This window comes from Alphaproteobacteria bacterium (assembly GCA_016722515.1).
Taxonomy (GTDB): Bacteria; Pseudomonadota; Alphaproteobacteria; order Rickettsiales; family JADKJE01; genus JADKJE01.
On the sequence record JADKJE010000002.1, the window covers coordinates 462,070 to 488,058 of the forward strand.

Here is a 25,989-nt window from a genome sequence, read left to right on the forward strand (position 1 = left end):
GCAGCGGCAAATAAATACGAATCCTATGGGCTGACTAGCGAAGGCGCATATTCATTAGCTACCATTACGGTCATTGCTGGTGCTTATGCATGTGCTATATCGATTAAAACTGTTATGGGAGTTATTGCGGAGAAGCGGATCGGAACCACGGGTGGCGGGAGATGTAGAAAAAGGGACAACTGGCGAGGCTGGATCTGTGACTGGAGGTCGTCCAACACCTAAACAATCTGAGATTGATGTGGGAAATGATTTACCAGAGGGTGCTATACCTCAACCTAGTTTTAAAGATGGAGAATCAGTCCCTTATGGAACTCCTGGAAGCGTTCGCCCTGATTATTGTGTTGGCAATATCTGTTCAATTGAAGTAAAGAACTATAATATCGAAACAAATTCCTCAGGGCTTATTGATAATGTCTCAAAGCAAGCTATACAAAGGGCTGAAAATTTGCCTGATGGTATGGTACAAGATATAGTGATTGATACACGAGGGCAGAGTGTTACTCAAGTACAAAGAGATATTATAAAAGAAGTAATTATTGCCAAATCTGGAGGAATTATAAAATCAAATAATATTAGATTTAGATAACATATTGAAGAAGGTTTTTATGAGAATGGTGGGTTTTTGTGGGGGTGATCTTATACGTGAATTGGGATACTCTGGTGATATGGAAATTTTTTATAGCTGTATCCATAGATATGTCACGAGTAAAGATATAGAAACAAATTATTCACTAATAGTGGATAAATTATATCGTCGTTATCTTAAACGCGAAGAACTAGATGACGCATTAAGAATGATGGATAATATTGAGAATATTTTTAAAACAATAACTAGTCAGAGTGTGGATTGGGTAGGCTTGGGTTTAAATATAGAAGAAACATATTTGGATATTTCTGAATATTATTTACACTTAGTATTTAGAAAATATTTTAATTCCTTTAGAGAATGCGTGAATTCCTATAGACATTGTTATGACAAATATAAAGATAATAATGTAGTTAAAACAATCTTTACAGATCCAGTTTGGTTCACGTATGAAAATCTCAGAACTCTATCTGAATATGATGAACACGACGGAATCCCCTTTTGGTGGGCAACCAAAGAAAATTCTTATGGTATTAAGAAACCAACCATATTAAGAAAAGACAACGAATAGATTGATCTAAGAGATTTGCAAAGATTCTGGCAAAGCAGGGGCAGCAATCAGTGAGAAAGATTTGAAGGAAGCCAGAGCACTTACTAACGATTTGATGCAAAATGGCGTAAGCAAAGATGGTGTAAGTAACGAAGTAAGGGATCAAATCAGCGCTATGGGTCTTACCGACCGTTTAGCACTTTACCTTGCGTTGAAAGATTATGCTCCTAATGATCCTAAAGCCATAGCTTTACGGCTAGCTGTAACCAGTACATTTTCGGATAATCAGATCAGTGGGTTTTATGATGCTCAAGGAAAGAAAAGGCTCTTATGCAAAACGAGTGGATAACATAGGATTAATGGCCTTAAGGTCTAGTTTGCCAGTAAGTAAAAATGCCATAGTCTTGAAGTGCTCAAACTTATACCCTCTGGCCTTTCGTTTTGCTGCTTGAATAATTGAATTGAGTCCCTCGAGGAAGTAGCCCATTCTTACGAGAGTTATCAGATAAACACATTATTAGGTGGATCACCACTATCTGCGAAGTTTAATGTTGATGAATCTGCTTTAAATTCACCAGCTATGTTACAGGCGATAATTTTTGGACTTAATCAGGGAAACAATTATATCCCTTTATTGCCAAAAAGTAATTCTGATTATGAAAAAAGCGCTGCATTAAACAATAGTCAGCCATATGAAGCTGCGGCTTATACAATCCAAAATCAAATTGGAGCAGATATATATAACTGGATTTTCCCTAAGCCATCCCCTAAAAAATATCCATAATAATTTTGCCGAAGGTAGAAAATGAAAAACAACCACTTTTACACAGTAATATTATTAACTTATTTATTGTTTCCAATAAATTCATTTGGACTTGAGAAACCTCCGATCCTAAAATTGGAGAAAAAAGAATATATATATCCTTTAAAGATAAAGATAAGTTACTGGGGGTATATGGGTACAGAATATAAAGATAATCCTCAAACATTGAAACGCTATCAAGAGATTGAATCTTTTATTAACAATGAAAAGGATTATATAGAAAAATATTATAATAATTCTTCTAGAGAAGATATTTTAAAAAATGAACCCAACTTAACTAAAACATTTCTCAACTACCTAATGGAACCTTCAACAGGGAAAGAAAGTTACGCTAAAAATCCTCCTGAGATTCCAATTTCGTGTGGATATGTCATCATCGACAAAAGCAGATTTATTTTGCCTTTTCCAAAAAAGGGAGTCTGCGAATGGTTAGTTTATGAGTTAACATCGACTATTAATACAAGAAAATTTGTTACTCTATTAATACCAAGTGGTTTGAGGAAACATAGATACGATAACAAAAAAGATAAGCAACAAGATAAGATTAATCAAGGCCACAACTCTTGGCATTATGGGCCTGAAACTTTTCAGATTCAAGACCCCTATTTCAGCCAAGCCCTCATTAGTAAACTTGAATGGGAGGGTTTTAGAATTGAAAATGTTGAAGAAAATATTGACCTCAATTTTGCTGAACCAGCGGATGCTCCTTAGGACAAAAATTGGCAACCACTTCTAACATAGGCAGCCTTCAAGATCAAAATTATCTTTATACTTGGCTTTAGCTTATTGCGATAGTTCAAAAAACTCTAGAGTAGATGAATTAAAATTAGCCGTTGTGAGTTCACTGCCAGACAAATATAATTTCTATGGAAATGATGGAAAAATCATTCAAAATCTTCCCGATACATTATATGATGAATTGGCACACGATCCTGGATTTAAGGATTTTTATGATCAGTTTGCTGCCAAAAAGAGTGATCCAGCTTATATGACGGATTTAACAACAATGGTAGCAACGACCGTAGCCTCGGTATTAGGTTTAAGTTCTGTTCCAACGGTCAATATTTCTTCTACAAAAAAAATGGTGAATCGCAAATGGCATATAAGGATGGGGTGATATTTATTGATCCCATTTTTATAAGCAAAGGGACAAAAAATTCAACCTTTGCCACTGTGGTGTCTTTAATCAGCCATGAAATGACTCACGCATATCAGGAAAATCAAGTCAATGCAGTATTGGGCGGCTATCCGCAAACTATTCCCATTAACATCGATAATTCCGATTTAAATAATCCTCAAACGTTAGATGCTATGATTTTTGCTATTAATGCATCTAATTACAGCAAAGCAGATAGTCTCTATTTTAGTCAACCTGTGGAAATTCAAGCCTATTCTTTACAGACAGACCTAAGGGGTATTTTTAATAAAAGGGGTTACTAATGAAAATAATTATTAAAATTATATTTTGCACAATTCTAATATATAAATTTGTTCCATTTTCTTATGCTTCTGAAATTAAGGAAGATAAATGGTGGAAGAATGAGAAGGAAGCACTGACACCCCCACTAAAGATATCAGTTATTTATTTAGGATATCCTATTCCAGGCAGATCACCAGGAGGCAGAGAAGAATATACCAATAAATTATTAAGCATTATTAAAGAAGAAATCTTAGAAGATGTTGTAAATATGAGAAAAAACTCAAAAATAGGAAAAATCTATTCCAATGGGTATTTATCCTATTTGAGAAGCGGTAGCGCAGGAATAGAAAATTTTGAATCCAATAACATAAAAATTCCCATTGATTGTGGTTATATTATTTTAGATAAGAATAATTACATAGATGCATTCCCTCTGGATAATGCCTGTAAATGGCTTCTCTACTCTTTTTCTAATCTGACTAATGAAAATAACGCACTTGAATTATACTTATGGAGTGGTGTAAGGCCAATACCTGAAGTAAAAGGTAGCCGTCGAGGCGTTCGCATCGAATTTTTTGAAAGAAATGATCCTTATTATGCTCAAGGGTTAATACGCTACTTAGAACAAGAGGGCTTTAGAATCAAAGCAATTGAAGAAGGTGTAAAATTGGATTCAATTGATTATAAAGCCGAATGAGGCTCGTTATTAAGCGGTCAGCAGCTGGTGTTAAATGCCGCCAACGACATCACCATCAAAGGCAGCGATGCGCAAAGCGCGGGTGATATTAATTTAACCGCACAGAATGTCACCATTGGTGCCGAAACCGAAAGCTATCATTACCATGAAACCAGCAGCAGCCATGGCTTTATGAGCTCTAGCAAGAAGGAGGTCAAACAAGACAAAGAAAGCTTGCGAGGTTCTACTTTAACGGCAGGAAATAACATTAACATCAACGCCAATGATGATATCAACGTTACCGCCTCTTACGCAGAAGCAGGTAACGACATCCATTTACTAGCTGATGCCGACCACAACAACACAGGCGGCATTACCGTAGAAGCTGGTAAGGGTTATGAATCCAGCTACGTGTATAAAAAGGACAGCGGTTTCACCGGCGGACTTTCTGGCATGAGTTTTGGGGTGAGTTACCAACAAACCAAAGACAAGGTTTCAACCTACCGGGAAACCTTACTGCCCTCAATGATGCTTGCAGGCCATGATATTGCAATGGATGCGGCAGATGATATCACGATTAAAGCAAGCCACCTCCAGGCTGGAAATGATGTTAAGTTAACGGCTGGAAATGACATTAATATTGTCAGTGATGGCTTTGATGATGAACATCATGAATCCCATACAATGTCGAGTATTGGTGTTTCTGTTGCTATCCAGGAAAGTTTAACCGGTGCGATAGATTCCATTCATGATCTTTCCAATACGAATACTTCAGGTGATTATGGCGCAGTTAACCTGGCAGCGAACGCTTATAAAGGATGGTATGCCTATAATAATTTGGGAGGCGTAAGCAACGTTGTCAATAATCCTTCCAGCTTATTGCCAAGCTTGTCCATCAGCCTTGGAATATCAAGCAGTTCTTCCAAATATGATCAGACTGGCACCAATCATATGCCGTCAACCATTCAGGCTGGGCATGATTTTATCAGCAGCAGTGGTAATGATACCACTATTAAGGGTGCTACTATTTTGGCACAGAATGTGAATATGGATGTTGGTGGTGATTTACTTGTTTCGTCTGTGCAGAACACGTCAGAAACATCTAAAAGTGAAAAAAGCGGTGGCATGAGTGTTGGTGTCAGCATTGATATTATGGGAAATGTCACCCCGACATTTGGCGCTAACGTCTATAGTGGCAGTGGCAAAGGCCATCGGAACTGGACGGATGATGTCACATCCATCATGGGAACCAACTCCGTTGCGATTGATGTAGGAGGCAAAACCACGATCAATGGCGCCATGATAGCCCAGGCAACGCCCCAGGAAGATGGGAGTTATAAGGATGGCAGCAACCTAACCTTATACACCGGCTCACTTGAAGTAGCCAACTTGGTTGATGAGGATGTATGGCATTATAGTGGTGCTGGCCTTGCTGCAGGTTGGAGCTTTGGCGGCAATAATGGTGGTACTGGCACACCGGCAAAACCAGTAGCGGGCACCAACACGTCTCTACCTTCGTCATTAACCCCTTCTGTACGTATTGATGATGATAAGACAATTGGTATAACCCATGCCACGGTTGGTGAAGGAACCATTACGATTAATGGCGAACCAGCAACCACTGATGAACTTAACGATTTAAATCGTGATGTAAATAACGTTCAGGAAATTATAAAAGATGAACATAATTCCCTCGATATTGAGATACCGATTGATGGAAAAACATTAACCATAGCCGTCACGTTTATAGGTGATGCTGCGGCATCACTAAGTGACAAACTATCTGCTGTGTTTGACCAAGCGATTGATCAGGCTGTGGATCAAAACATGTTAAATGCAAACAGCAAAGACAATGTTAAAGCCGTGATGGAAGCTTTAAAAGATGGTGAAATCACACCTGAACAGCTTACTGGATGTGACGAGGTTAGTTTTAATATCAGAAGCCTCTTTGTGGCAGACGCATATGCCGCCAGTATGTGCCATATTGAGTTGAAGAGCGGCACGATTGTTATCAGTAAAAGTGATCAAGACTTTGCGAATAAACTTTATCAGGAAACACTTAAAACACCGAGTATCGGATCACTTTATGCAGATGAGGGATTGATCGCATTCGACAATGTATGCAATGCCGACCCTACCTGTCGTGTGGCCAATCAGGATGCAAGCTTCAAAGCACTGGCATTAGCAGGAATAACCGTGTCAGTTTTTGGGGTAGCGGGATTAGCAGGAGGCGGAGCTGCCGGTACCGATGGTTTTTTACTGGGTGAAGGTGATGGACTTTTCTTAAGCGCACAACAGCTGGAATTAAAGATTCAAACAAGCGCTGCCAGTTTAGCTCAATTTTTAACGAATGCGTATATAACAAATACCCTGAGTGGCCTCGATCCCAACAATCCAATGATGGGAACAAGCGGCAATAACGGTATCGATTTAGAGGGTTACAGCTCTCATGACGGCAGCACCCTTCCGAAAGACTCTGGGTTAAGTTTCCCTGGGTATGATAATACATTACCTGGGTTTGAGATTCCAACATCGGGATCATCTGTGGAAATATATCCGGGGGAGAGTGACTATGATAATTCGCTGCCGGGGTTTGAGATACCATATACGAATGGGATTGACATATTCACAAATACTGCTCCAATAGACTTGACGCAAGAAGAAGGAGCAAATGGAGGGCACACCATAGAAATGCATGTTGGAAAATCAGATGATTTTCTAATTGACCGTTTGAGTAATCCATTTAAATATAACACAAACCAAGACTCAATTACGGGAGCTTCAACATTTCCAGATATTGAAACGGCAAATACAGTTGTGAATGACAGTTTTGCTCAGAATAATTCACAAATTCAAGAATGGCTTAATACACCGGGCTCAAAACAGTTGAGTATTTCCTATACTGGAACCGATGTCATTGGAAAGGGAATATATAAGGGTGATACAAGTGTTATGGATTTAACAAATGCTAGAATAGTACTGGTAAAGAATGGTACTGGTGGATTTGGAGTCAAAACCGCGTATCCGATAAAGTGAGGAAAAATGAGTCAGAACGCTATACAGAAACTATATCCTGAGTTATTCAATTTTTTGGGAGTGGTTGGGGGATATGCTCAAGAAGGCAATACAGATATCGTCAATATTTTAATTGACCTGACTAAAGATAATGAAGAGGGAAATAAAATTTGGCTACCTCGAATTTTAGACGAGATAGAACACTTCCTGCTGATTAAACCTTTCCCAGAAGAAATTATTTTAGATATGACTCAATTGGAAAATAATCGATTTACTAGGAAAGAATGGCTTTTATCGGTATATTATATAATGGGGTTAATTGTCTCTGGTATTTTCTCAGCATATCACCCTTCGCAGCTTAAGTTTACCTCAACTTACCCAGATATCGAGGTGGCAAATGAGGTTGTTAACTCAACTATCAAACAACACGAAGAATCTATAGAAAAATGGTTAGCTAATTCTTCATTAGCTCCTCGCTTAATCTTATGCTATCGGCATAACAAAAAAACAGGTCGTATTGTTGGAAGCAATCGGCAGTTTTATGATAGTCATTGCGCACTCACATTACTTTGTCGATCAGCAGAAATGAAAGTAAATGTTAGAACTTCTCATCCATTTATGGACAATCTAATAGATGAGTTTAGTGAATTTAATACCTGTTTTCCGGAACTTTGTTTGTTACTGTATGGGTACATAGGAGCTGATACTGTATATGGCTGTTTAGCAGAAGGATATTCTGTCGGGATTTTTTTTGAGACTGTTGCTCCACAAACAATAGAGAAGGTGATTAAAGATGCTCATTATTTACTCAATAATAGGTCATTTCCACGAGAATTAATTGAATATTTAGCTAATCGCGCATATATAAATATTGACATTAAAGATTGGCTTGCTCAATTGATGGTTTTCATTGAAAATATAAATAAAATTAATAAACAAAAGCTAAATAACATGAATTTTATATAATTTTTTCAGATAAGCTCCGAAATATATTATAAATTTAGTTCCAGTTACTTATTGGATCAACTCGGCTATCAGCTTGACCATACCATCTTATTTTTAGGCGATCCTTTTTACTAAACGCAATTAATTGAAGATGCTTTGCTTAAAAAACTAGGAACACGTTTTATTGCTCCTGGCATTTATTAATCACCTTTCAGGATCTGATAAAGATGAACTCATAAGAATAATCAATAGGAATAGCAGAATATATTCAAAAAAACTTGATGAGAAAATAATCTAATTATCAATTATAGAAATACCAATGATCGACGCCGAAAGGTACAGGAATAAGCATCTTAACCAATCAAGATCCGTTAGATTGGTCGTTAACGAGTAAGTCCGGGGAAGATCGAGTAAACCATGTGATAGAACAGCATGGATATCCCAATTTTCAAAAAGAAATTCAGGGAGTTTTTTATGGTGATCCTGTAAGTATAGCTAATGATGCTTGGAGTATTGCGCAAACAGAGGGTATAAAGCCAGTCACAGTCAATGGTGCAGATATCTATGTGGTACCAAGACAAAATTCAGGCTATGCTGGAGGATATTCTGGACAAGGACAAAACTTAGATACGGTTACTATAATTACTGTCCATGGAACGAATCAGGTTATTGCTGCATACCCAGGAAACGGATTGCCAACCCCTAAAGGTCCCAAATCATGATGAATAATGACTGTGCAAAAATTAGAGAAGTCCGTCCTGTTTGTAGACAAGGACGCCTATTAATTGCTATTGAGAATACATCTCCGGTTCATTTTTTTGTTTTATGTGAAGATTGTGAATCAGAGTGGGAAAGCCCAGAAGACATCTCTGATTTAGATTTGGCAACACGGAATCAGCATCAATTCTTAAGATACGCTGTGAAGAGAGATTTATTAGAACATCCTTGGAGAAAATTTGTCTTGAATTAATATCGAAGTTACATCATCAAATTCAAAAGAACTTATTGGTTATGAAAATGGAGCACTTGAACCATTTGTCTATCATGAAGTTTACACAGATGGTCAATATGTTTACGATCCAAGATTATCATCTCAGCCGGTACCTTATGGAGATTGGATAAAACATATCAATGGACTAAATCCTGGCGGGGTTAATATTAAAAAGTTTTAAATAGGTTACCATGTTTCATATTGAAGAATCACCATTGATAAAAATTATATCACGATTTGGACAATTATCCTGGTCACATGGGGGAGGATTTGTAACTGAGGAAAAAGAAAGGCATCCTGAAAGAAATTATGATTCATATCCTCGTCATTTTTCTTGGAGATTTAAAAAACCAAATCAAATGATTGATCAAGCGATTGTTGAAGCAGTTGAATCTTATAAGGGCAGTGTTGAATGGCATATCAAATATAGAGTTAAAGCTTTGGGAGGGATTAATTGGTGCATTTTGCCTAAAAGAGTGGATGAATACGCGCGTGAGGGTAAAAAATATGCCCCTGAAGGCTTGAATGAACGTCTTGCTAGTTCAGAATACTACATCGCGAAGTATGAACCAGAATGGGGAAAATTAGCAAATACAGATATTCCCAATTTAGCGAAACACATTGAAGCGTATGTCACGGGGAAATGCGGTGAGATATTAGAGAAATTGTGAAGGATAAAACTGCTCAGGATAATCCATGAATTTAAGAATCGACGCGAACACTATATCGATTTAGAGTGTTACAGCTCTCATGACGGCAGCACCCTTCCGAAAGATCCTGGATTAAGTTTCCCTGGGTATGATAATACATTACCTGGATTTGAGATTCCAACATCGGGATCATCTGTGGAAATTTATCCTGCCGACAGTGACTATGATAATACACTGCCGGGGTTTGAGATACCGGATGGATATGATTCTTCAATTCTTTATAATATTGATACAGGCTATGTAAGCGGTGTTAATATTACAGATCAAAAAACAGGACAAACTTACCAGGGTATCGTGGATCTTAATCCAACGCTTGACAGGATTGCGGCGGGTCAGAAATATCCATACAAGAATGATGGCACTACTTTTAATAATTATCCTGTTGACGGAATAGAATTGCTTCCTTCAGAGCCTTCAGGCTATTATACTGAGTGCGTTGTCCCCACTCCAGGAATCAATGGACCTGGGCCCCAAAGGATTGTTGTTCGAAAAGAGGGAGAAGCGTATTACACTCCCGACCATTATCATTCTTTTATACCAATAAAAAGTAAATGACATGCGTAGTATGGGATGTGTTAGAGTTGGAAGACGTTAGAGTGAGGATGGGATGACTGTTGGTGATTTCGCTTTTAATTTTATTGATGACTTGTCAGCCATCGATACACATGATGCATTTGTCGTAAGAATTGGAAAGGAAATTACTAGTGAGTCTCAGCTGTTAAACTATCTAAGCGAATCTTTTAAGTTTCCGGGTTATTTTGGATTTAATTGGAATGCTCTATATGATTGTTTGTGTGACTTTCACTGGATTAGCTCGTATAAAATTATTTTAATACATGAAAATCTGCCTGATATATCTTCTGATAATTTGAAGATATATTTAAAAATATTGCAGGATTCCGTGAGGAGTTGGCACGAGAGTGATATTCATATTTTTGAAATTTTTTTTAAAAGTAATATTCTATTTGATATGTAAACGTCCGCTAAAGCCGGGGCGTCAACTCATTTATATCTAATTTTAATAAAATAGAGTTTGCTGCAGATAACAGGTGGACGGTCAATGGAGAAGAAATAATGTTTAATTCGTTGATTGAAGTGAGGTGCTCCCTAAAAATTGGCCCATAAAAAAGTATATAATACCTATATCCAGGTTGAAACATTGCCTATAGGCTCAAATGACGGACGAGATACGTATTATCCAAACGGACAATAAAGAAATGAACTATAACAGAGGAAATTAGATGAATAAAACAACCCAATATATTTTTGCATTGGTTTTAATCTTTTGGTTATGTGCAGCCTGCGCGTTTATGAAGGGAACATATTTACCTTCGGTTGGTTATTTAAATATGAGCGATGACAGAATTTTTAATATTGAACTAGAGTGGGGCGGAGTAAATTCTTACCCATTGGGGGCCAAATAGGTAGTTTCGGTTCTGGAAGCTATACATCACAAAGCCAATGGATTCAGCATACGAGAGAGGCTTATGGTACGGCTGTTTTAACCTGGGAAAATGCCAAACATGAAAAATTTCGGGCGGAAATTGAAATTACCAAAGAGAATTTCCCAATATTGGAAAAAAAGGGAGCAAGTGAAGATATTAAATTCGAATTTAGACAAGATGGTATGTGTATTACATACCAATACCCTCATGCACAAGAGCGGTGGCGTATGATTCAGAAGATTCAAGATGCTTTTGGGCTTCAGACGGATATATAAGAAAATGAGGGAAGATGGAACATTGACTGAAGCACACAAGCAGCGAGAAAAAGCAAACAACGAAAAACTAGCAAACTTGCGTGCAGAATATGAAAAACAATATTTGGCGGACAGTGTGAAATATGCTGATAAACAGCACTGATAATTCGTAAATAATTATCTAAATAAGGAATCAATATGAAGCACTATTATAAAGAATTAGGAATCGTTCTTCTGGCGGGATTCATGTGTGCCTGTCAATCTCAAAATTCTGTGGGAAGCTTGGATTCTATGAAAAATACTCAAGCTAACCAATCCACAGAGCTTCGAACTTTGCGAATGTATAACGACATTGAATGCACTCTGGAAGGTAGCAAGCTCTCCCGTCTTGGTGAGATGTATTTCGGCGGCACACGAGAAGTAGGCTACGTCGTGGCATCTAATGCCCGTGGAAAATTAATTGTCAGGTGGAAAGATTTTGACAATAAGAAGCAATCACGCGAGTTTATTCTCTCTGATAAAGATTTTGGGGCCGATTAAATCCCACCGTGAGTTGACGGTGCAGAATGCGGCGACCCTTTCCAGTAAAGGCTCGATGACGCTCAATGCCCATGACCAGTTGGATATTTTGGGCAGTGATGTGCAGGCGGCACAAAATATCAACCTGAATGCCCAAGATATTAATATCAGCTCGGTAGATGAGTATTATTACATGGAGACGGTTAGCCATAAAGCGGCTTCATGAGCAGCAGCACGCAAATTCACCGCACAGACCAGGTGACCAACCGCGGTTCAACCTTGGTGGCAGGTGGAAACGTTACCATGAATGCGGCAGATGATATCGGCGTGAAAGGCTCTTATATCGAAGCGGGTGACGTGCTCCCAATTGATGTACCAGTTAGAAGTAGAGTCTTGAGTTCTTTTTATAACTGCTTTTGGTTTCGCGATCAACACCGCATTGGGTAAGCTCTCAAAAACCATCTTTTATGCCTCGTTCAAGCTACCAGCATCAGTGAAAGATATAACCATATTTAACCACTTATCTGCAGATCAAAAAAAGTTGATCAATCTCTAAAAGCTCGTTTCGGGTGTCCCATTGACGAAGACAGGAGGATGGACTTAAGAATGGACATGGCTTTTTATGTTTCTGGGTAATGATAATCGACGCGCTAAGTCATCTTAGCCTATGTTAGAGCGTCTTACAGTTCTAACAATACAAGGACGATTATCAAGCTTAATTGGCAAGCGGATGGCATGACAATACATAATCCCGTAATTGTTGATCCACAATATGCGTATAAATTTGTGTAGTGGTAATGCTTGAATGCCCCAGTAATGTTTGGATCGTGCGTAAATCGGCGCCGTGATGTAACAAATGGCTGGCAAAACTGTGGCGAATGACGTGCGGTGAGACGCGGTCAGGGTCGACATTGGCACGAAGTGCAAGGTCTTTCAGCAATTGTCCAAAACGTTGGCGTGTCATATGACCTTTGCTTTGCTTTTTTTGTTTGGTGGGTTTAGCTCCTCGATTGGGGTCGATGGGGAATAAATAGGGATTGGTGGGGGTTGCATCGCGCAGGGATAGGTACTTTTTTAGCATCACGATAGCTTTATCATGAAGCGGAACAAGCCGTTCTTTACGTCCTTTTCCTTCTACCACTAAAAAAGGAACTATCTGACCATCGGCGCCAATACGAATCATGGAGTGGGTGAGGCTGAGTAATTCAGTCACACGTAAACCGGTGGCATAAAGAATTTCAAGCAGGGTTGAAAAGCGGAGTCCAGCAATGGATTCATCGCTATGGGCGGTGCTAAGCAGTAGGTTGATATCGTCTTCGCTCAGGGCGTGTGGTAAGGGGCGTTGTTTGCGTTGATGCTCAACGGCAATGGTCGGATCGACCTGGATGTGATTTTCAGACAGCAAGAAGTGATAAAATTGGCGAAGAGCAGATAAATGTCGGCTTGAGGTAGACGAAGCCATTTTTTGTTTACTTTGTTTCGTAAAATAACGCCGCAGTTTATCTGCTTCGATGGCGATGATTGATGTCTGTTCTTTATGGCAAAATTGCAGGAAGGCCAGAAGATCACGGCGGTACGAATCGATGGTATTGGGCGTAGCGGCCCTTTCGGCAACCATCATATCTAAAAAGGATTCAACTAAATAAATGTCGGCGTTCATGACCAACCTATTAATCAATGGTTGTTTGAGACGTGTAAATGATCGCGATGCGGGCCAGTTCCGAAGCTTCTTGTTTTAATCCCATCGCGTAAAATGCTTTAACGATATCGGCGAGTGCCAACGGATAATGGTGCGGTGTTGGCTTTTGTTCCATAACATTGATCGCCAGCAAGATGGTTTTAGCGGGAAAATTTAGCGGGAATGACGCATCAAGGTCATGGGTGATGAGCGTATCGGATGCAATATCGAGTGTTTGTGTTTGGTTCTGCGCCTCGCCAGGAATCTGGGTTTTTAGTGCCTTCAACAATTGGTAGATAAACCGCATATAGGGCTGCTGCTGGTCGGTAGGTAAGCTATGTGACCATTGTTCCCAGGTGGTAATGTCGATGGTGCTCACCGATGCCCCTTCGGGTTTTTGTATGGCTTGTGCACCAATGCGAAGTTTGGCCATGTCACTGCTGATAGCGCCCGTTAGTGGCTGGGTGGCAACCAGGTCAAGCCAATGGCTGACTTGTAAATCCTTTTGCGCAAGCATAAGGGTTCTAAAAATTGCGGCCGTTGCTGGCAATACGTCAGCTGGGAGCGGGGGATCAATTTGAAAATCATTGGCACGATCGGCAATATAGGTAAGGCCCTGCCATAACAAACCGGCCTGCCTGTAATCATGATATATTTTGCCAATATAACGTAAGCTCTCAACCGGTGGCAATGATTCTGCAAGACGTTTGGCATATTGGCTGCGTAAGCTAAGGGCATCAAGCGTTGGTTGTTTTTTTGCTTTTTTGGCTGGGGCTGGATTCGGGAGTGCTTGATAAAGAGCCAACAAGGACGATGGTGGGTAATGGCCTGTTCCTAATAATAATTCTCCGGCGGTAATTTTTGTTTTTGGATCTGCGGTGAATGTGGACGTAATCAACATTAAGGCAGCTGGAGGAAACGTTTCGGGATGGCTGACGTTAACCGGAATATTACCAAGGCCAATAAACGCCAGTACTAAAGGGCTTCTGCTGGAATCAGCATCCAGGACGATGCCTTTTTTCTTGTTAAAAACAGCTTGTTCCAGCACGTTACCCAGGGCACCGCCTGGCAATAAGTGATCTTCTTCCAGAAGGCCATAACCCAACTGTGCTTTATCCATGTCTTTATTATTGAGCGTGCAAGCCAGCGAGGCAAAACGCCAGAAAGGGAGTGTCGGTGTATGTTCAAATTGCTGGGCGATGATTTCACAAGCTTCACGGTAGCGCGTTTGCAGCAACAAAATTTCCGTTTGCAATTGTGACAGCATCACATTGTTTTGATAGTTCGGAATGCGCTTAAGCAATTGCTGGGCATCCTCAAACTCGCCCATCAGCATCAGCTGTTGGATACGCAAGATGAATAAAGCGTGATCGGTGCGGTTGGTGGCAGGCAAATCAATATTGTTCACCAGGAGCATAACCTTGAGATTATGCACAAGCGGGGTAGCAGAAAGCGGTTTAAGTTGAGACAATGCGTCCTGGATATCGCCTTCATCCATCCCCGCCCACAGATGGTCAAGCTGAGGTCCATTTTTATAGAGCCCGATATTATCAAGTGGGATATCCGACAACCCTGTATTCACGACGGGTGCATCGCGTTTCAGCCCTTCAAATAAAACATCAAAGCGGCTGGGGGAGGTGGTCGTCGTTTTTTCCTCTCCGGCTGAGGGTCCAGCAAAGGCCGAGGCAGTCGTTACCAACATAAGACTTAATACCAGGAACCAATGCCGCATCCGTTAATTCTTCATCAGGGTTTTGCTATCCAGAGTTTTGGCGATGTCTTGTGTTGGGGCAGGAACCTCTTTTGAGAGCACAAAAGCCAAAGCGCCTATTCCGATCAACACAGCAACCAATCCAATTTTCCATATCATAATCTTACCTTCTTTAATGATTCACTAATTTCTCCAAATACTTTATCATATAACGCATGACAAGCCTAGCGGCATTTGGTAAGAATCCTTATCCAGATTTTGACCAGATGCCCACCCACCAGGAGATAATGTGAGTTTATACCAGCTAAGGAACATCAGAAAACCAATCGTGCTTGTAGGGCTGATGGGTGCTGGAAAAACGGTAGTGGGTCGGCCGCTTGCCCGCAAATTACGGATGTCGTTTGTCGATGCCGATAGTGAGATTGAAGAACAAGAAGGCATGAGCATTTCTGAAATTTTTGCTGAAAAAGGCGAGCCTTATTTTCGTACCATAGAGCAGCGGGTGATTAACAGCGTGCTGGAGACCGATCCCCATGTGCTGGCCTCAGGTGGAGGGGCATTTATCCAGCCCGAATTGCGTGGTATCATTAAGAAAAAGGCTATCTCGGTATGGTTGAAAGCAGATTTAGATATTATCTACGACCGCATAACCCGTAAAAATAACCGTCCGCTGCTGGAGGTAGAAGATAAGCGAAAAACATTGGTTGCATTGATGGAAAAGCGTTATCCTGTCTATGCTGAGGCAGATATCACCGTGTTAAGTAACGATGATACCCCAGAGCCGGTAGTCAAACGTATCCTTGATGCACTTGATGATTATTTTAAAATGAATGGAAGTGAGCATGCAGAATAACCTGGTTAAAGACACCGTTACTGTCGATTTAAACGATAGAAGTTACGACATATTGATTGGTGATGGTTTATTGCCGGAAATGGGAACGATACTGAAGGACAAAGTTGCCTTCCAGGCCTTCTTTATCATAACCGATTCCAATGTTGCCTCGTTGCATTTGCCAACATTGGAAGCGTCACTTAAAAAAGCGTCATTACCCTTTTATACCTGTGTGGTGGAAGCGGGTGAACAAAGTAAACGTTTTTCCACCGTTGAAACACTTTTAAATGAGATATTGGACCAACGCCCCGAACGTAAGGTGGCTATCATTGCACTGGGCGGTGGGGTGGTCGGTGATTTAACCGGTTTTGTGGCATCTATTTTATTGCGTGGCGTTCCTTTTATTCAGATTCCAACCACCTTGTTATCGCAGGTAGATAGCTCAGTTGGTGGAAAAACCGGGATCAATACCGGGCATGGCAAAAATCTGGTGGGAACGTTCTATCAACCGGAACTGGTCGTGATTGACACCGATGTGCTCAATACGTTACCTCAGCGTGAATTTCTGGCTGGCTATGCGGAAGTGGTTAAATACGGGGCCATTGCCAAAGGCGAATTTTTTGATTGGCTGGATGAACATAAACAGGCGCTGCGCGATCGTCAGCCCGAAGCGTTGCGTTATGCCATTAAACACAGCTGTGTATGTAAGGCCGAGATCGTAGCAAAAGACGAGCGCGAAAGTAATGTTCGAGCATTGCTTAATCTGGGGCACACATTTGGCCATGCCTATGAAGCCGTTTCGGGTTATTCTAATGTGTTACTGCATGGTGAGGGGGTTTCAATCGGGATGGCCCATGCGTTTACCCTGTCAGTACGCTTAGGCTATTGCGAAGAAGCGCTGGCCACACGGTTTATTCGTCACATGCAGGATATCGGTTTGCCAACATCCCTTAAAGATATTCAATGGGAATGGGATGTGGATGCTATCATGACCTCAATGGCGCAGGATAAAAAAGTAGATCAGGGCAAATTGGTGTTTATTTTAGTTAAAAAAATTGGCGAAGGGTTTATCGCTAAAGATGTGGCGATGGAAGCTGCCAGGGATGTAATATGTTCTGATCTTTTATCATGTTAAAAGATATTCACAGCGTTTTTTTAATGTGAGTTTTTTTGACAATCCGTGGTCCAGATTTCGGGGAGCGCGACATAGACTATTTTTATTTTCAACTACAAAGCTAAGTTGACTTTCATAAATTACAATTATATCGTTGCGCCAACCAAGGAAGCCCCTTGGTCATTCTGCATTGCAGGATACGACTATAGGTATAAGGTTCTTGCCTTACACCTTGCCTGCTTGCAGGATTGGTTTAACACTTATAAGGAGAAATCTGATGAAGTTAGAATCGATACTCAAGAAAGTGGCAAGGTTGTTACAAGCAACCTTGCCGGTCTTGACGGTCATTCTTGAAATCGTAAAAATTTTAAGGACCCTTTAAGCTGCTAGGGGATGCCATTCACGGCGTCCCCACCTATAGATATATTATATATTTGCTATCTTAAGAATCAATAAAAAATTATTGTATTTCCTTGAAGCCTCAATTATTGTATTTCCTTGAAACCTCATTGAGAGTGGAAATATCCCATACTTTTAAAGGCTTCCAGATAGATGCGAAGCGCATCTATCAAATGACCAGCGCATTTTCATGTTAGTCAAATGTGTTTTTTCATTTTCAGTCGCTAACCCACAATGGTGATATAAATCTATCACCGCCTAGGTTTCTTCTTAGGCTTACTTTTGGGAGCCCGTAACCCAGCTTGGTATGCCTTTTCTGCCCAATCGGCTAATGCCTCTTGGTCATCCATAACATCAGAAGGTACAATCCAGTAGGAAAGGCTATGTCTTTTTCCCTTTGCTTCATAGGTAAAGGGTTCAGAACTGGCGGCTTCATAATCAGGGCGATTCGTATCGTCCGTCTTTAAATACAGCGTATCGTCAATAACAATCCCAAATATCTGCCCAGACCGATAAACTCCAAAGCCGCCAAACATCGATCGGACAGTAACATTTGCCCACGAAGACAGCTGGTCAATGAGGTATTCGCAAAATTCTCTACTCATGCTAGGTATTATAAGCTGTAAAATGGGAAAATAAAATTGCTAACATCGCAAGACGACTTGGTTGAGATTGATCCTAACGAGCTAGGCAAAAGCATCGTATGGATGTTTGAAAAATAATGCTTCACTGTGCATTTAGTTTTTTAGCCATAATCTTCTTTTTCAGATTGGTCTGAAATATGCGCCGCTGCTTTGTGATCTCATACAATACGATGCCAGAAGATGTCCCTAAATTGAGGCTTTCGATAATCCCAATATTGCAGATATCCTCGGGATTCTCAATGACTGCGATCAAGTTTTTGCACCTAAAGTCCTTAACTTTATTGGCTCTTGCACGCAATGTTGGTTTTGACATTGGCTTAGACTTGGGTTTCTCTATCCATGATAGATCCTCTGTTCTATATCATATAAATGAAAGCTCACGCAGGTGAACATTTAACCTACTGTAGCCGAATAAAAAAACAGTTGAACAGAAATTTGGTGGTGCCAAAGCGGAATCGACCCCCTGACTGCTTGCATTCCATGCAGTCGAACAATGATTCGCCTCAATTTTATGTAGATGCACAACGATAAATCCGCCTTTATCCATCTCTATCCATCCGTTATATGAAATTATGCACAGGATTAATGTGTCACCATGTTGGTTTTACTGAAAGCGCTTTCTCTGGCGGCTTTAGCGGGCGAATTAATGAGGGGATTTACATGCTCGTGTTCCCCGTGCTCATGATGCTGGTATCCATGTGCTAAAAGGTCATCAACAAAATGATGGGCTTTATGGTGTTCGTGATGGGCTGCAATACCATTTTGGTTTTCGTGAGAATGGAGTAAATGTTCCACAGCATGATGGTCATGATGATGGGTTGTCTCGTGTTGATGCTCATGGTGGTGTTCAGGCATTTTTGCGGTGTGCTCTGTTGAGTTTGCTTCGAATGTGTGTGATTCTGGCTTGTGTAGCTCGGGAGAATGTGATTGGGCGCTATGGGATTCGTGGGAGCCTGCTAAGGTTTGTTCTGTGGCTGCGTGTGTAGGGTGAAGAAGATGATGAGAGAGATAGCCGCTGGCGATGAGTTGTTCAACAAAATGAGGTTGCTCATGGCTATGGGAGGCAGATGGAAGTTCGTTCTGGGGTGTAAGATAAGACATAGACTCCGCCGCCAAGGCTAAATGTTCGGCTTGTTGCTCTATTTCTTTGGTAAGGGATTCAATGTGTTCTTGAGCGTCTTTGAGGCGATGGATGAATTCTTCGTATACAATGCGGGCAATTTGTTCTTCTTCGTGTGCCTCTTTGTCTAAGGCGGTATGCCGCTGCTGATGTTCCAGATAGCCAAGGAGTTTAAGGCGAAGGTGAGTCAGGGTGTGTTCGAACTCGGCAAGCCGCTCCATAATTTTTTCATGGTCGTCATGTGGCTTGAAGAGTGACTTTAAAATTGTCATAAAAGTATAATAAGTCTCAATGTAGATCAACTAATCTTACTTTATTTTCAATTTATTTTCAATTTATTTTATGGGGTTGATTAGCGTTTAAAACGAGCCTATAGTTTAAACCTCTGATACTAAAGTGGAGTATTTCGCGATTTCCCTCTTGCAATTGGGTTCACTTCGTAGTAAAACGTTCCTTCTGTCTTGAATTTTGAAAAGGATAAGTCATGGCCAAAATGAAATCAAAAAGCAGCGCTAAAAAGCGTTTTAGCTTCACTGGCTCTGGTAAGGCAAAACGTAACCAGGCGAATAAGCGCCACAATATGCGTAAGCGTTCTCAGAAAGTAATCCGTAATGCTCGCGGTACTGTTTTGGTTGCTGATGCAGATGCAGCTAGAATCAAACAATACCTCCCTTACGGTGGTTAATTTAAAAAGGTAGTATGTTATGTCTCGTGTTAAACGCGGTGTCACCAAAAAAGTACGTCACAAAAAAATTCTGAAAATGGCTAAAGGCTATCGTGGCCGTGCTAAGAATTGCTATAAAATAGCTCAGGATAAAGTTGAAAAAGCATTACGTTACGCATATCGCGACCGTAAGGCTAAAAAATCAGATTTCCGTGGCTTGTGGATTGTTCGCATCAATGCAGCGGTACGTGAGTGTGGAATTACCTACTCACAGTTCATTGATGGCTTGAATAAAGCAGGAATCCAGTTAGACCGTAAAGTGTTGTCTAACATGGCTATTGCCCAGCCGGAAGCTTTCAAGGCGATCGTTGAGCAAGCAAAGTCTGCCCGCGCTGCGTAAGCCTCGAAATAAAGAATAATCAAAAGGCGCCCTAGGGCGCCTTTTGTGTATGCAACATGTGATAATTTCGATAGCACTAAAGCGTTAGTGCGATTATAGTGTTGAGGATCATAACGATAGGGATGCCAATGAGTGATAATCATCTTCAGGAAGCCTTAGCAGCCACAGCCAGCGCTGCAACCTTAGATGCCCTTGAAAAAGTAAGGGTAGAATATCTGGGTAAAAATGGGAAAATTACCGACCTCATGAAGCAAGTGGGTTCGCTGCCTGCGGAAGAACGCAAAGCGTTCGGTGCTAAAATCAATGTCATGAAGGATGAAGCAACCAAAGCATTGGATGCTAAAAAATTAATGCTGCAGCAGGAAGCCCTGAATGCCAAATTAGCTGGCGAAAGGGAAGATGTAACGTTGCAGCCGCGGATTGAAACCCGAGGCAAAATCCATCCCATCTCCCAGGTGATCGAAGAAGTTACTGCTATTTTTGGACAAATGGGTTTTACCGTCGCTGAAGGCCCGAGCATCGAAGATGACTTCCATAATTTTACTGCTTTAAATATTCCTCCGAACCATCCGGCACGTGAAATGCAAGACACGTTTTACCTCAATGGGTGCGATGAGCAGGGCGCGCCCTTGGTGCTTCGAACTCACACGTCATCGGTGCAGATACGTACCATGGAAGCGGGTAAGCCGCCCTTTCGATTTATTGCTCCCGGACGTACGTATCGCAGTGATTATGATGCAACCCACACGCCGATGTTCCATCAAATCGAAGCGCTGGTAATTGAGCCCAATATCCATATGGGCCATTTAAAAGGCACGATTGTGCGGTTTCTCAAACAATTTTTTGAAACTGATCAGATTGAAACCCGCTTTCGCGCTAATTTCTTTCCTTTTACCGAGCCTTCGGCTGAGGTGGATATTGGTTATAAAATCGATAATGGCCAGATTGTGATTGGCCAGGGTAACCGTTTTATGGAAATTCTGGGATGCGGTATGGTTCATTCCAATGTGCTTCGTAATGTTGGACTTGATCCGAATGAGTATCAGGGATTTGCTTTAGGTATGGGTGTTGAACGGTTGGCTATGTTAAAATATGGCATTCCAGACTTACGCACGTTTTATGATGGTGATGTGCGCTGGTTGCAGCATTATGGATTTGAGAGTTTTTCTATTCCCGATATGATCAGGGGGTTAACCGTATGAAATTCACCTTATCGTGGTTAAAAGATTATTTAGAAACGGATGCGTCCCTGGCTGACATAGCTGATATGCTGACTCGTGTTGGTTTAGAAGTTGAGTCACTGGATGACCGTGCGCAGTTGGCACCCTTTATGATTGCTGAAATTAAAGAGGCCGAGCCACATCCGCAGGCAGAACGTTTGCGCGTCTGCAACGTGTTTAACGGGCACGAAACGTTACAGATTGTCTGCGGGGCACCCAATGCTCGTGCTGGCATTAAAGTGGTGATGGCACCTATTGGTGCGATTATTCCCTCCAATAAATTAGAAATTAAAGCCTCTTCTATCCGTGGGGTTAACAGCAATGGTATGCTGTGTTCTGCTGCAGAATTGAGTTTAGGCGAAGACGGCGATGGGATCATGGAATTGCCTGCCCATGCACAGGTAGGTCAGCCCTATGCTGCGTTTGCCGGTTTGAATGATCCGGTCATTGAAGTTGCCATTACTCCCAATCGCGGCGATTGCCTGGGGGTGTATGGGATAGCACGTGATCTTGCTGCGGCAGGGTTAGGGACACTTAAGACATTGAGTATTCCTGAGATTTCAGGCAAAGGTAGTTCACCTGTTAACGTGACCTTGAATAATCCGCATTGCCCCTATTTTATCGGGCGGTATTTTAGACATCTAACAAACAAACAAAGCCCTTTATGGATGCAACAACGGTTGCAGGCCATTGGCCTTAAGCCATTATCGGCATTGGTTGATATCACCAATTATATCGCCTATACCTATAATCGTCCGTTGCATGTGTATGATGTTAAAAAATTACAGGGGCAGCTCGATGTGCGTTTATCCAATGAAGGCGAAAAACTAACGACCCTTCAGCATAAAGAAGCGATTCTTCCCGGCGGTTTAACGGTCATTGCTGACCAAGCCAATGTTCAAGCTGTTGGCGGTGTGATCGGCAGTGAAGCCAGTGGTTGCGATGAAAACACCACAGAGGCTTTTTTGGAGATTGCCTATTTTGATCCTGCGCATGTGGCAACCAGCGGCCGTAAATTAGGAATTCATACAGATTCGCGCTATCGTTTCGAGCGCAATGTTGATCCCGTCTTTATGATGGATGCCGCTGCTTTAACATCGCAATTGATTTTAGAGCTCTGCGGTGGTGAAGCCAGTGAGTTGGTTATTGCAGGAACAGCACCGTCACGGGATAAAATAATTGAATTTAACATGGAGCGTGTTTACTCCTTAGGAGGAGTAAGGGCATCGGTTGAAGTTATTGCGCGTATTATCAACGCGTTGGGTTTTGTCGTAACCGATAAAGGTAATGGCACGCTGAGCCTGAAGGTTCCTACCTGGCGTCCCGATATTGACGGCGAGGCTGACATCGTTGAAGAAGTGAGCCGTATTTATGGCTATCATCATATCGAAGAAACATTATTGCCAGGCATTGCCGAGCGGACACAACCGGTTGCTACTCCACAGCAAAATCGTCACTGGATGTTAAGGCATTTACTGGCGGCACGGGGCATGATGGAAATGGTAAGCTGGTCGTTCATGTCGTCACAGACAGCACAGAAATTTCATCCTGTTGTACCTGCATTAACCTTACGTAATCCCATCAGCGCCGATTTAGATGTGATGCGCCAAACGATTATTCCGCACATGCTCGATGTGATGAAGCGTAACCATAATCGGGGCTTTAGTGATCTTGCCCTTTTTGAAAGTGGCCCGGTGTTTTTAGCTGAAGCAACCAAACAGCAATCCGTGATGGCCGGTTTACGTTCTGGCCAGCATGATCGGCAGCAGCCTCATCAAGGTGCGCGTATAGTTGATGTATTTGATGCCAAGGCCGATATTTTTGCATTGATTGAAGCTTCGGGTATTCCTACAGAAAATCTGTCCGTGACGACCGACACGCCAAGCTGGTATCATCCTGGACGTAGCGGCTGCATTAAACTGGGTAAAGCAGTTTTAGGTTATTTTGGAGAAATTCATCCGGCCATCCGTGATGCGTTTGATTTACCAATGGCAGTGGTGGCATTTGAATGTATCCTCGATCATATTCCTGCAGCCAAAGTAAAGGCAACTAGAACCAAACCTCGTCTGGTGTTGTCGGAATTCCAAAAAGTGGATCGCGATTTTGCCTTTATGTTGGATGACGCTATTTCGGCAGAACAATTATTGCGTAGTGTTCGCAGTGCAGAAAAACAATTAATTACCCAGGTAACCATTTTTGATGTGTACAAAGGTAAAGGCATTGAACCCGGCAAAAAGTCAGTGGCGTTTTCGGTTACATTGACTCCTAAAGATAAAACATTAACCGATCAAGAAATTAACCAGGTATCGCAGCTCATTATCGATAATGTCAGCAAGCAGTGCCAAGGCGTATTACGCGGATAAAAGGAAATCTATGACCGATATTAGTAAGATTCGGAACTTCTCTATCATTGCCCATATTGACCATGGTAAATCGACCCTGGCCGATCGTATCATTGAAAAATGCGGCGGACTTGAGAAACGTGAGATGTCGCAGCAGGTATTGGATAGTATGGATATCGAGCAGGAGCGTGGCATCACCATTAAAGCGCAAACCGTTCGTCTTACCTACCAGGCTGATGATGGCAACACCTATATCCTTAACCTCATGGATACGCCTGGCCACGTAGACTTTGCTTATGAAGTAAGCCGTTGCCTGGCTGCGTGTGAAGGGTCATTGCTGGTGGTTGATTCTACCCAGGGTGTGGAAGCGCAAACATTGGCGAATGTGTATTCTGCGATTGAAAATGATCATGAAATTGTTCCTGTACTGAATAAAATTGATTTGCCTGCGGCTGATTGCGACCGCGTCATCCAGCAGATTGAAGATGTGATTGGTTTGCCTGCTCAGGATGCCGTGTTGATATCAGCCAAAACTGGCCTTGGTATTAAAGATGTGTTAGAGGCAATCATTACCCGCTTACCTGCGCCGCGCAAAGGTGATGCAGAAGCGCCACTGCAAGCATTGCTGGTGGATAGCTGGTATGATGTGTATCTGGGTGTCATTATTCTGGTGCGTGTGATTGACGGTGTGCTTCGCAAAGGGATGAAAGTGGTGATGATGTCCAATGGCGCTATCCACACCATCGACAGCGTGGGTGTATTTACTCCTAAAAAAGTGATGACTGGTGAATTGCGTCCGGGTGAAGTCGGATTTTTTACCGCTTCGATCAAACAAGTGGCTGACTGTAATGTGGGTGATACGATCACCGAAGAAAAACGCCAATGTGCGCAAGCACTTCCTGGATTTAAAGCGAGTCAACCTGTGGTTTTCTGTAGCTTGTATCCAGCAGATGCCTCCGATTTTGATAAACTCAAAGAAAGCCTCGCCAAACTCCATCTCAATGATGCTAGTTTTTCGTATGAGCAGGAAACGTCTGGTGCGCTGGGCTTTGGTTTCCGTTGTGGCTTTTTGGGATTGCTGCATTTAGAAATTGTGCAAGAGAGGTTAGAGAGAGAATTTGATCTTGATCTTATTACCACGGCCCCTAGTGTGGCGTATAATGTCCATTTGATCGATGGCACGATGGTGAGCATCCATAATCCTGCGGATATGCCAGATCCTATCCAAATTCAAATGATTGAGGAGCCGTGGATCCTGGCAACGATTTTCGTACCAGATGATTATCTGGGGGCTGTATTATCACTGTGCAATGACAAGCGTGGTGTGCAAAAAGAACTCACCTATGTGGGGGTTCGGGCGATGTTGATTTACCGGATGCCTCTCAATGAAGTGGTCTATGATTTTCATGACCGGTTAAAATCCTGCTCACGTGGTTACGCTAGTTTTGATTGGGAATTAGATGGTTACGAAGAAGGTCCTTTGGTTAAGCTCACCATTTTAGTGAATGCCGAACCGGTTGATGCGTTGTCGATCATTGTTCACCGCAGCCGTGCCGAAGGCCGAGGCCGCGAATTATGCAACCGTTTAAAAGACCTGATTCCAAGGCAGATGTTTAAAATTGCCGTGCAGGCGGCCATTGGCGGCAAGGTGATCGCCCGCGAAACCATCAGCGCCATGCGTAAAGATGTAACTGCTAAATGTTATGGTGGTGACGTTAGCCGTAAACGTAAATTATTAGATAAACAGAAAAAAGGTAAAAAGCGGATGCGTAATGTGGGTAACGTTGAAATTCCACAGAGTGCGTTTATTGCTGCGTTGAAAGTTGGAGATGGGGATTAGTTCATAATTTTTCTAGTGAATGAATCAAGTAACTCTCCAAAAATGGATGGATCAGTTAATTGGCCCGTGATCTAGGGATGCCCAATTAATG

The 25,989-nt window shown here is 41.7% G+C and carries 31 protein-coding genes; 27 read left to right on the forward strand and 4 right to left on the reverse strand.

Annotated elements, in window-relative coordinates; translation table 11 throughout:
• Positions 1-151 precede the first annotated feature (151 nt).
• The 20 genes from IPP74_06855 (at position 152) to IPP74_06950 (ending at position 12,381) form a co-directional block, all read left to right on the forward strand.
• Positions 152-586, forward strand: coding sequence for an adhesin (locus IPP74_06855; protein ID MBL0318991.1), 435 nt, complete (start codon positions 152-154; stop codon positions 584-586).
• 19 nt (positions 587-605) lie between these two features.
• A complete protein-coding gene (locus tag IPP74_06860; protein ID MBL0318992.1) occupies positions 606-1,157 on the forward strand; it encodes a hypothetical protein in 552 nt (183 codons plus the stop codon).
• Positions 1,158-1,218: 61 nt separating this feature from the next.
• A complete protein-coding gene (locus IPP74_06865) occupies positions 1,219-1,485 on the forward strand; it encodes a hypothetical protein (GenBank protein MBL0318993.1) in 267 nt (88 codons plus the stop codon).
• A 231-nt stretch (positions 1,486-1,716) separates the two neighbouring features.
• A complete protein-coding gene (locus tag IPP74_06870; GenBank protein ID MBL0318994.1) occupies positions 1,717-1,920 on the forward strand; it encodes a hypothetical protein in 204 nt (67 codons plus the stop codon).
• A gap of 21 nt (positions 1,921-1,941) precedes the next feature.
• Positions 1,942-2,670: a hypothetical protein gene (locus tag IPP74_06875; GenBank protein MBL0318995.1), complete on the forward strand. Its 729-nt coding sequence runs from the start codon at positions 1,942-1,944 to the stop codon at positions 2,668-2,670.
• A 61-nt stretch (positions 2,671-2,731) separates the two neighbouring features.
• Positions 2,732-3,076, forward strand: a complete 345-nt coding sequence (locus IPP74_06880; protein ID MBL0318996.1) for a hypothetical protein — start codon at positions 2,732-2,734, stop codon at positions 3,074-3,076.
• Positions 3,055-3,399, forward strand: coding sequence for a hypothetical protein (locus IPP74_06885; GenBank protein MBL0318997.1), 345 nt, complete (start codon positions 3,055-3,057; stop codon positions 3,397-3,399). Before IPP74_06880 ends, IPP74_06885 begins: the two co-directional genes overlap by 22 nt.
• Positions 3,399-4,076, forward strand: coding sequence for a hypothetical protein (locus IPP74_06890; protein ID MBL0318998.1), 678 nt, complete (start codon positions 3,399-3,401; stop codon positions 4,074-4,076). Before IPP74_06885 ends, IPP74_06890 begins: the two co-directional genes overlap by 1 nt.
• 27 nt (positions 4,077-4,103) lie before the next feature.
• The gene (locus IPP74_06895) at positions 4,104-7,091 is read left to right on the forward strand and encodes a hemagglutinin repeat-containing protein (GenBank protein MBL0318999.1); all 2,988 of its coding nucleotides are present in this window, start codon (positions 4,104-4,106) and stop codon (positions 7,089-7,091) included.
• 6 nt (positions 7,092-7,097) lie between these two features.
• A complete protein-coding gene (locus tag IPP74_06900; GenBank protein MBL0319000.1) occupies positions 7,098-8,036 on the forward strand; it encodes a hypothetical protein in 939 nt (312 codons plus the stop codon).
• 398 nt (positions 8,037-8,434) lie between these two features.
• Positions 8,435-8,737: a hypothetical protein gene (locus tag IPP74_06905; protein ID MBL0319001.1), complete on the forward strand. Its 303-nt coding sequence runs from the start codon at positions 8,435-8,437 to the stop codon at positions 8,735-8,737.
• Entirely contained in the window at positions 8,734-8,985 is a 252-nt protein-coding gene (locus IPP74_06910) for a hypothetical protein (GenBank protein MBL0319002.1), read from the forward strand. Before IPP74_06905 ends, IPP74_06910 begins: the two co-directional genes overlap by 4 nt.
• A gap of 212 nt (positions 8,986-9,197) precedes the next feature.
• Positions 9,198-9,677 carry a hypothetical protein gene (locus IPP74_06915; GenBank protein MBL0319003.1) on the forward strand — a complete coding sequence of 160 codons (480 nt, stop codon included), beginning with the start codon at positions 9,198-9,200 and terminating at the stop codon, positions 9,675-9,677.
• Positions 9,678-9,851: 174 nt separating this feature from the next.
• Positions 9,852-10,271: a ribonuclease gene (locus IPP74_06920; protein MBL0319004.1), complete on the forward strand. Its 420-nt coding sequence runs from the start codon at positions 9,852-9,854 to the stop codon at positions 10,269-10,271.
• Positions 10,272-10,323: 52 nt separating this feature from the next.
• A complete protein-coding gene (locus tag IPP74_06925; protein MBL0319005.1) occupies positions 10,324-10,692 on the forward strand; it encodes a barstar family protein in 369 nt (122 codons plus the stop codon).
• A gap of 265 nt (positions 10,693-10,957) precedes the next feature.
• Entirely contained in the window at positions 10,958-11,140 is a 183-nt protein-coding gene (locus tag IPP74_06930) for a hypothetical protein (GenBank protein MBL0319006.1), read from the forward strand.
• The gene (locus IPP74_06935; protein ID MBL0319007.1) at positions 11,101-11,436 is read left to right on the forward strand and encodes a hypothetical protein; all 336 of its coding nucleotides are present in this window, start codon (positions 11,101-11,103) and stop codon (positions 11,434-11,436) included. Before IPP74_06930 ends, IPP74_06935 begins: the two co-directional genes overlap by 40 nt.
• Before the next feature lie 177 nt (positions 11,437-11,613).
• The gene (locus IPP74_06940; GenBank protein ID MBL0319008.1) at positions 11,614-11,955 is read left to right on the forward strand and encodes a hypothetical protein; all 342 of its coding nucleotides are present in this window, start codon (positions 11,614-11,616) and stop codon (positions 11,953-11,955) included.
• A complete protein-coding gene (locus tag IPP74_06945) occupies positions 11,942-12,160 on the forward strand; it encodes a hemagglutinin repeat-containing protein (GenBank protein ID MBL0319009.1) in 219 nt (72 codons plus the stop codon). The genes IPP74_06940 and IPP74_06945 overlap by 14 nt, the downstream gene beginning before the upstream one ends.
• Positions 12,157-12,381 carry a hemagglutinin repeat-containing protein gene (locus tag IPP74_06950; GenBank protein MBL0319010.1) on the forward strand — a complete coding sequence of 75 codons (225 nt, stop codon included), beginning with the start codon at positions 12,157-12,159 and terminating at the stop codon, positions 12,379-12,381. Before IPP74_06945 ends, IPP74_06950 begins: the two co-directional genes overlap by 4 nt.
• Before the next feature lie 268 nt (positions 12,382-12,649).
• Here the strand turns inward: IPP74_06950 and IPP74_06955 are convergent, their stop codons facing one another.
• Complete coding sequence (locus IPP74_06955) at positions 12,650-13,594, reverse strand: tyrosine recombinase (protein ID MBL0319011.1); 945 nt, start codon at positions 13,592-13,594, stop codon at positions 12,650-12,652.
• 10 nt (positions 13,595-13,604) lie between these two features.
• Complete coding sequence (locus IPP74_06960) at positions 13,605-15,344, reverse strand: hypothetical protein (protein MBL0319012.1); 1,740 nt, start codon at positions 15,342-15,344, stop codon at positions 13,605-13,607.
• Between the two features lie 322 nt (positions 15,345-15,666).
• On the opposite strand from IPP74_06960, the gene IPP74_06965 reads away from it, so the two are divergent.
• Together IPP74_06965 and IPP74_06970 are read left to right on the forward strand one after the other, a co-directional pair.
• Positions 15,667-16,176 carry a shikimate kinase gene (locus tag IPP74_06965; GenBank protein MBL0319013.1) on the forward strand — a complete coding sequence of 170 codons (510 nt, stop codon included), beginning with the start codon at positions 15,667-15,669 and terminating at the stop codon, positions 16,174-16,176.
• Complete coding sequence (locus IPP74_06970) at positions 16,154-17,290, forward strand: 3-dehydroquinate synthase (GenBank protein ID MBL0319014.1); 1,137 nt, start codon at positions 16,154-16,156, stop codon at positions 17,288-17,290. Before IPP74_06965 ends, IPP74_06970 begins: the two co-directional genes overlap by 23 nt.
• 629 nt (positions 17,291-17,919) lie before the next feature.
• On the opposite strand, the gene IPP74_06975 is transcribed toward IPP74_06970, so the two are convergent.
• Both IPP74_06975 and IPP74_06980 read right to left on the reverse strand, forming a co-directional pair.
• Entirely contained in the window at positions 17,920-18,273 is a 354-nt protein-coding gene (locus IPP74_06975) for a TfoX/Sxy family protein (GenBank protein ID MBL0319015.1), read from the reverse strand.
• Positions 18,274-18,894: 621 nt separating this feature from the next.
• Positions 18,895-19,704: a hypothetical protein gene (locus IPP74_06980; protein MBL0319016.1), complete on the reverse strand. Its 810-nt coding sequence runs from the start codon at positions 19,702-19,704 to the stop codon at positions 18,895-18,897.
• Between the two features lie 212 nt (positions 19,705-19,916).
• Here IPP74_06980 and rpmI point away from each other — a divergent pair, with 212 nt between their 5' ends.
• From rpmI to lepA, 5 genes are all read left to right on the forward strand, one after another.
• Positions 19,917-20,117 carry a 50S ribosomal protein L35 gene (rpmI, locus tag IPP74_06985; GenBank protein MBL0319017.1) on the forward strand — a complete coding sequence of 67 codons (201 nt, stop codon included), beginning with the start codon at positions 19,917-19,919 and terminating at the stop codon, positions 20,115-20,117.
• A gap of 19 nt (positions 20,118-20,136) precedes the next feature.
• Positions 20,137-20,496, forward strand: coding sequence for a 50S ribosomal protein L20 (gene rplT, locus IPP74_06990; protein MBL0319018.1), 360 nt, complete (start codon positions 20,137-20,139; stop codon positions 20,494-20,496).
• Between the two features lie 128 nt (positions 20,497-20,624).
• Positions 20,625-21,698, forward strand: coding sequence for a phenylalanine--tRNA ligase subunit alpha (gene pheS, locus IPP74_06995; GenBank protein ID MBL0319019.1), 1,074 nt, complete (start codon positions 20,625-20,627; stop codon positions 21,696-21,698).
• Positions 21,695-24,079 carry a phenylalanine--tRNA ligase subunit beta gene (locus IPP74_07000; protein MBL0319020.1) on the forward strand — a complete coding sequence of 795 codons (2,385 nt, stop codon included), beginning with the start codon at positions 21,695-21,697 and terminating at the stop codon, positions 24,077-24,079. Before pheS ends, IPP74_07000 begins: the two co-directional genes overlap by 4 nt.
• 10 nt (positions 24,080-24,089) lie before the next feature.
• Positions 24,090-25,898 (forward strand): elongation factor 4, encoded by a 1,809-nt coding sequence (gene lepA / locus IPP74_07005; protein MBL0319021.1) that lies wholly within the window; start codon positions 24,090-24,092, stop codon positions 25,896-25,898.
• The last annotated feature ends 91 nt before the right edge of the window (positions 25,899-25,989 follow it).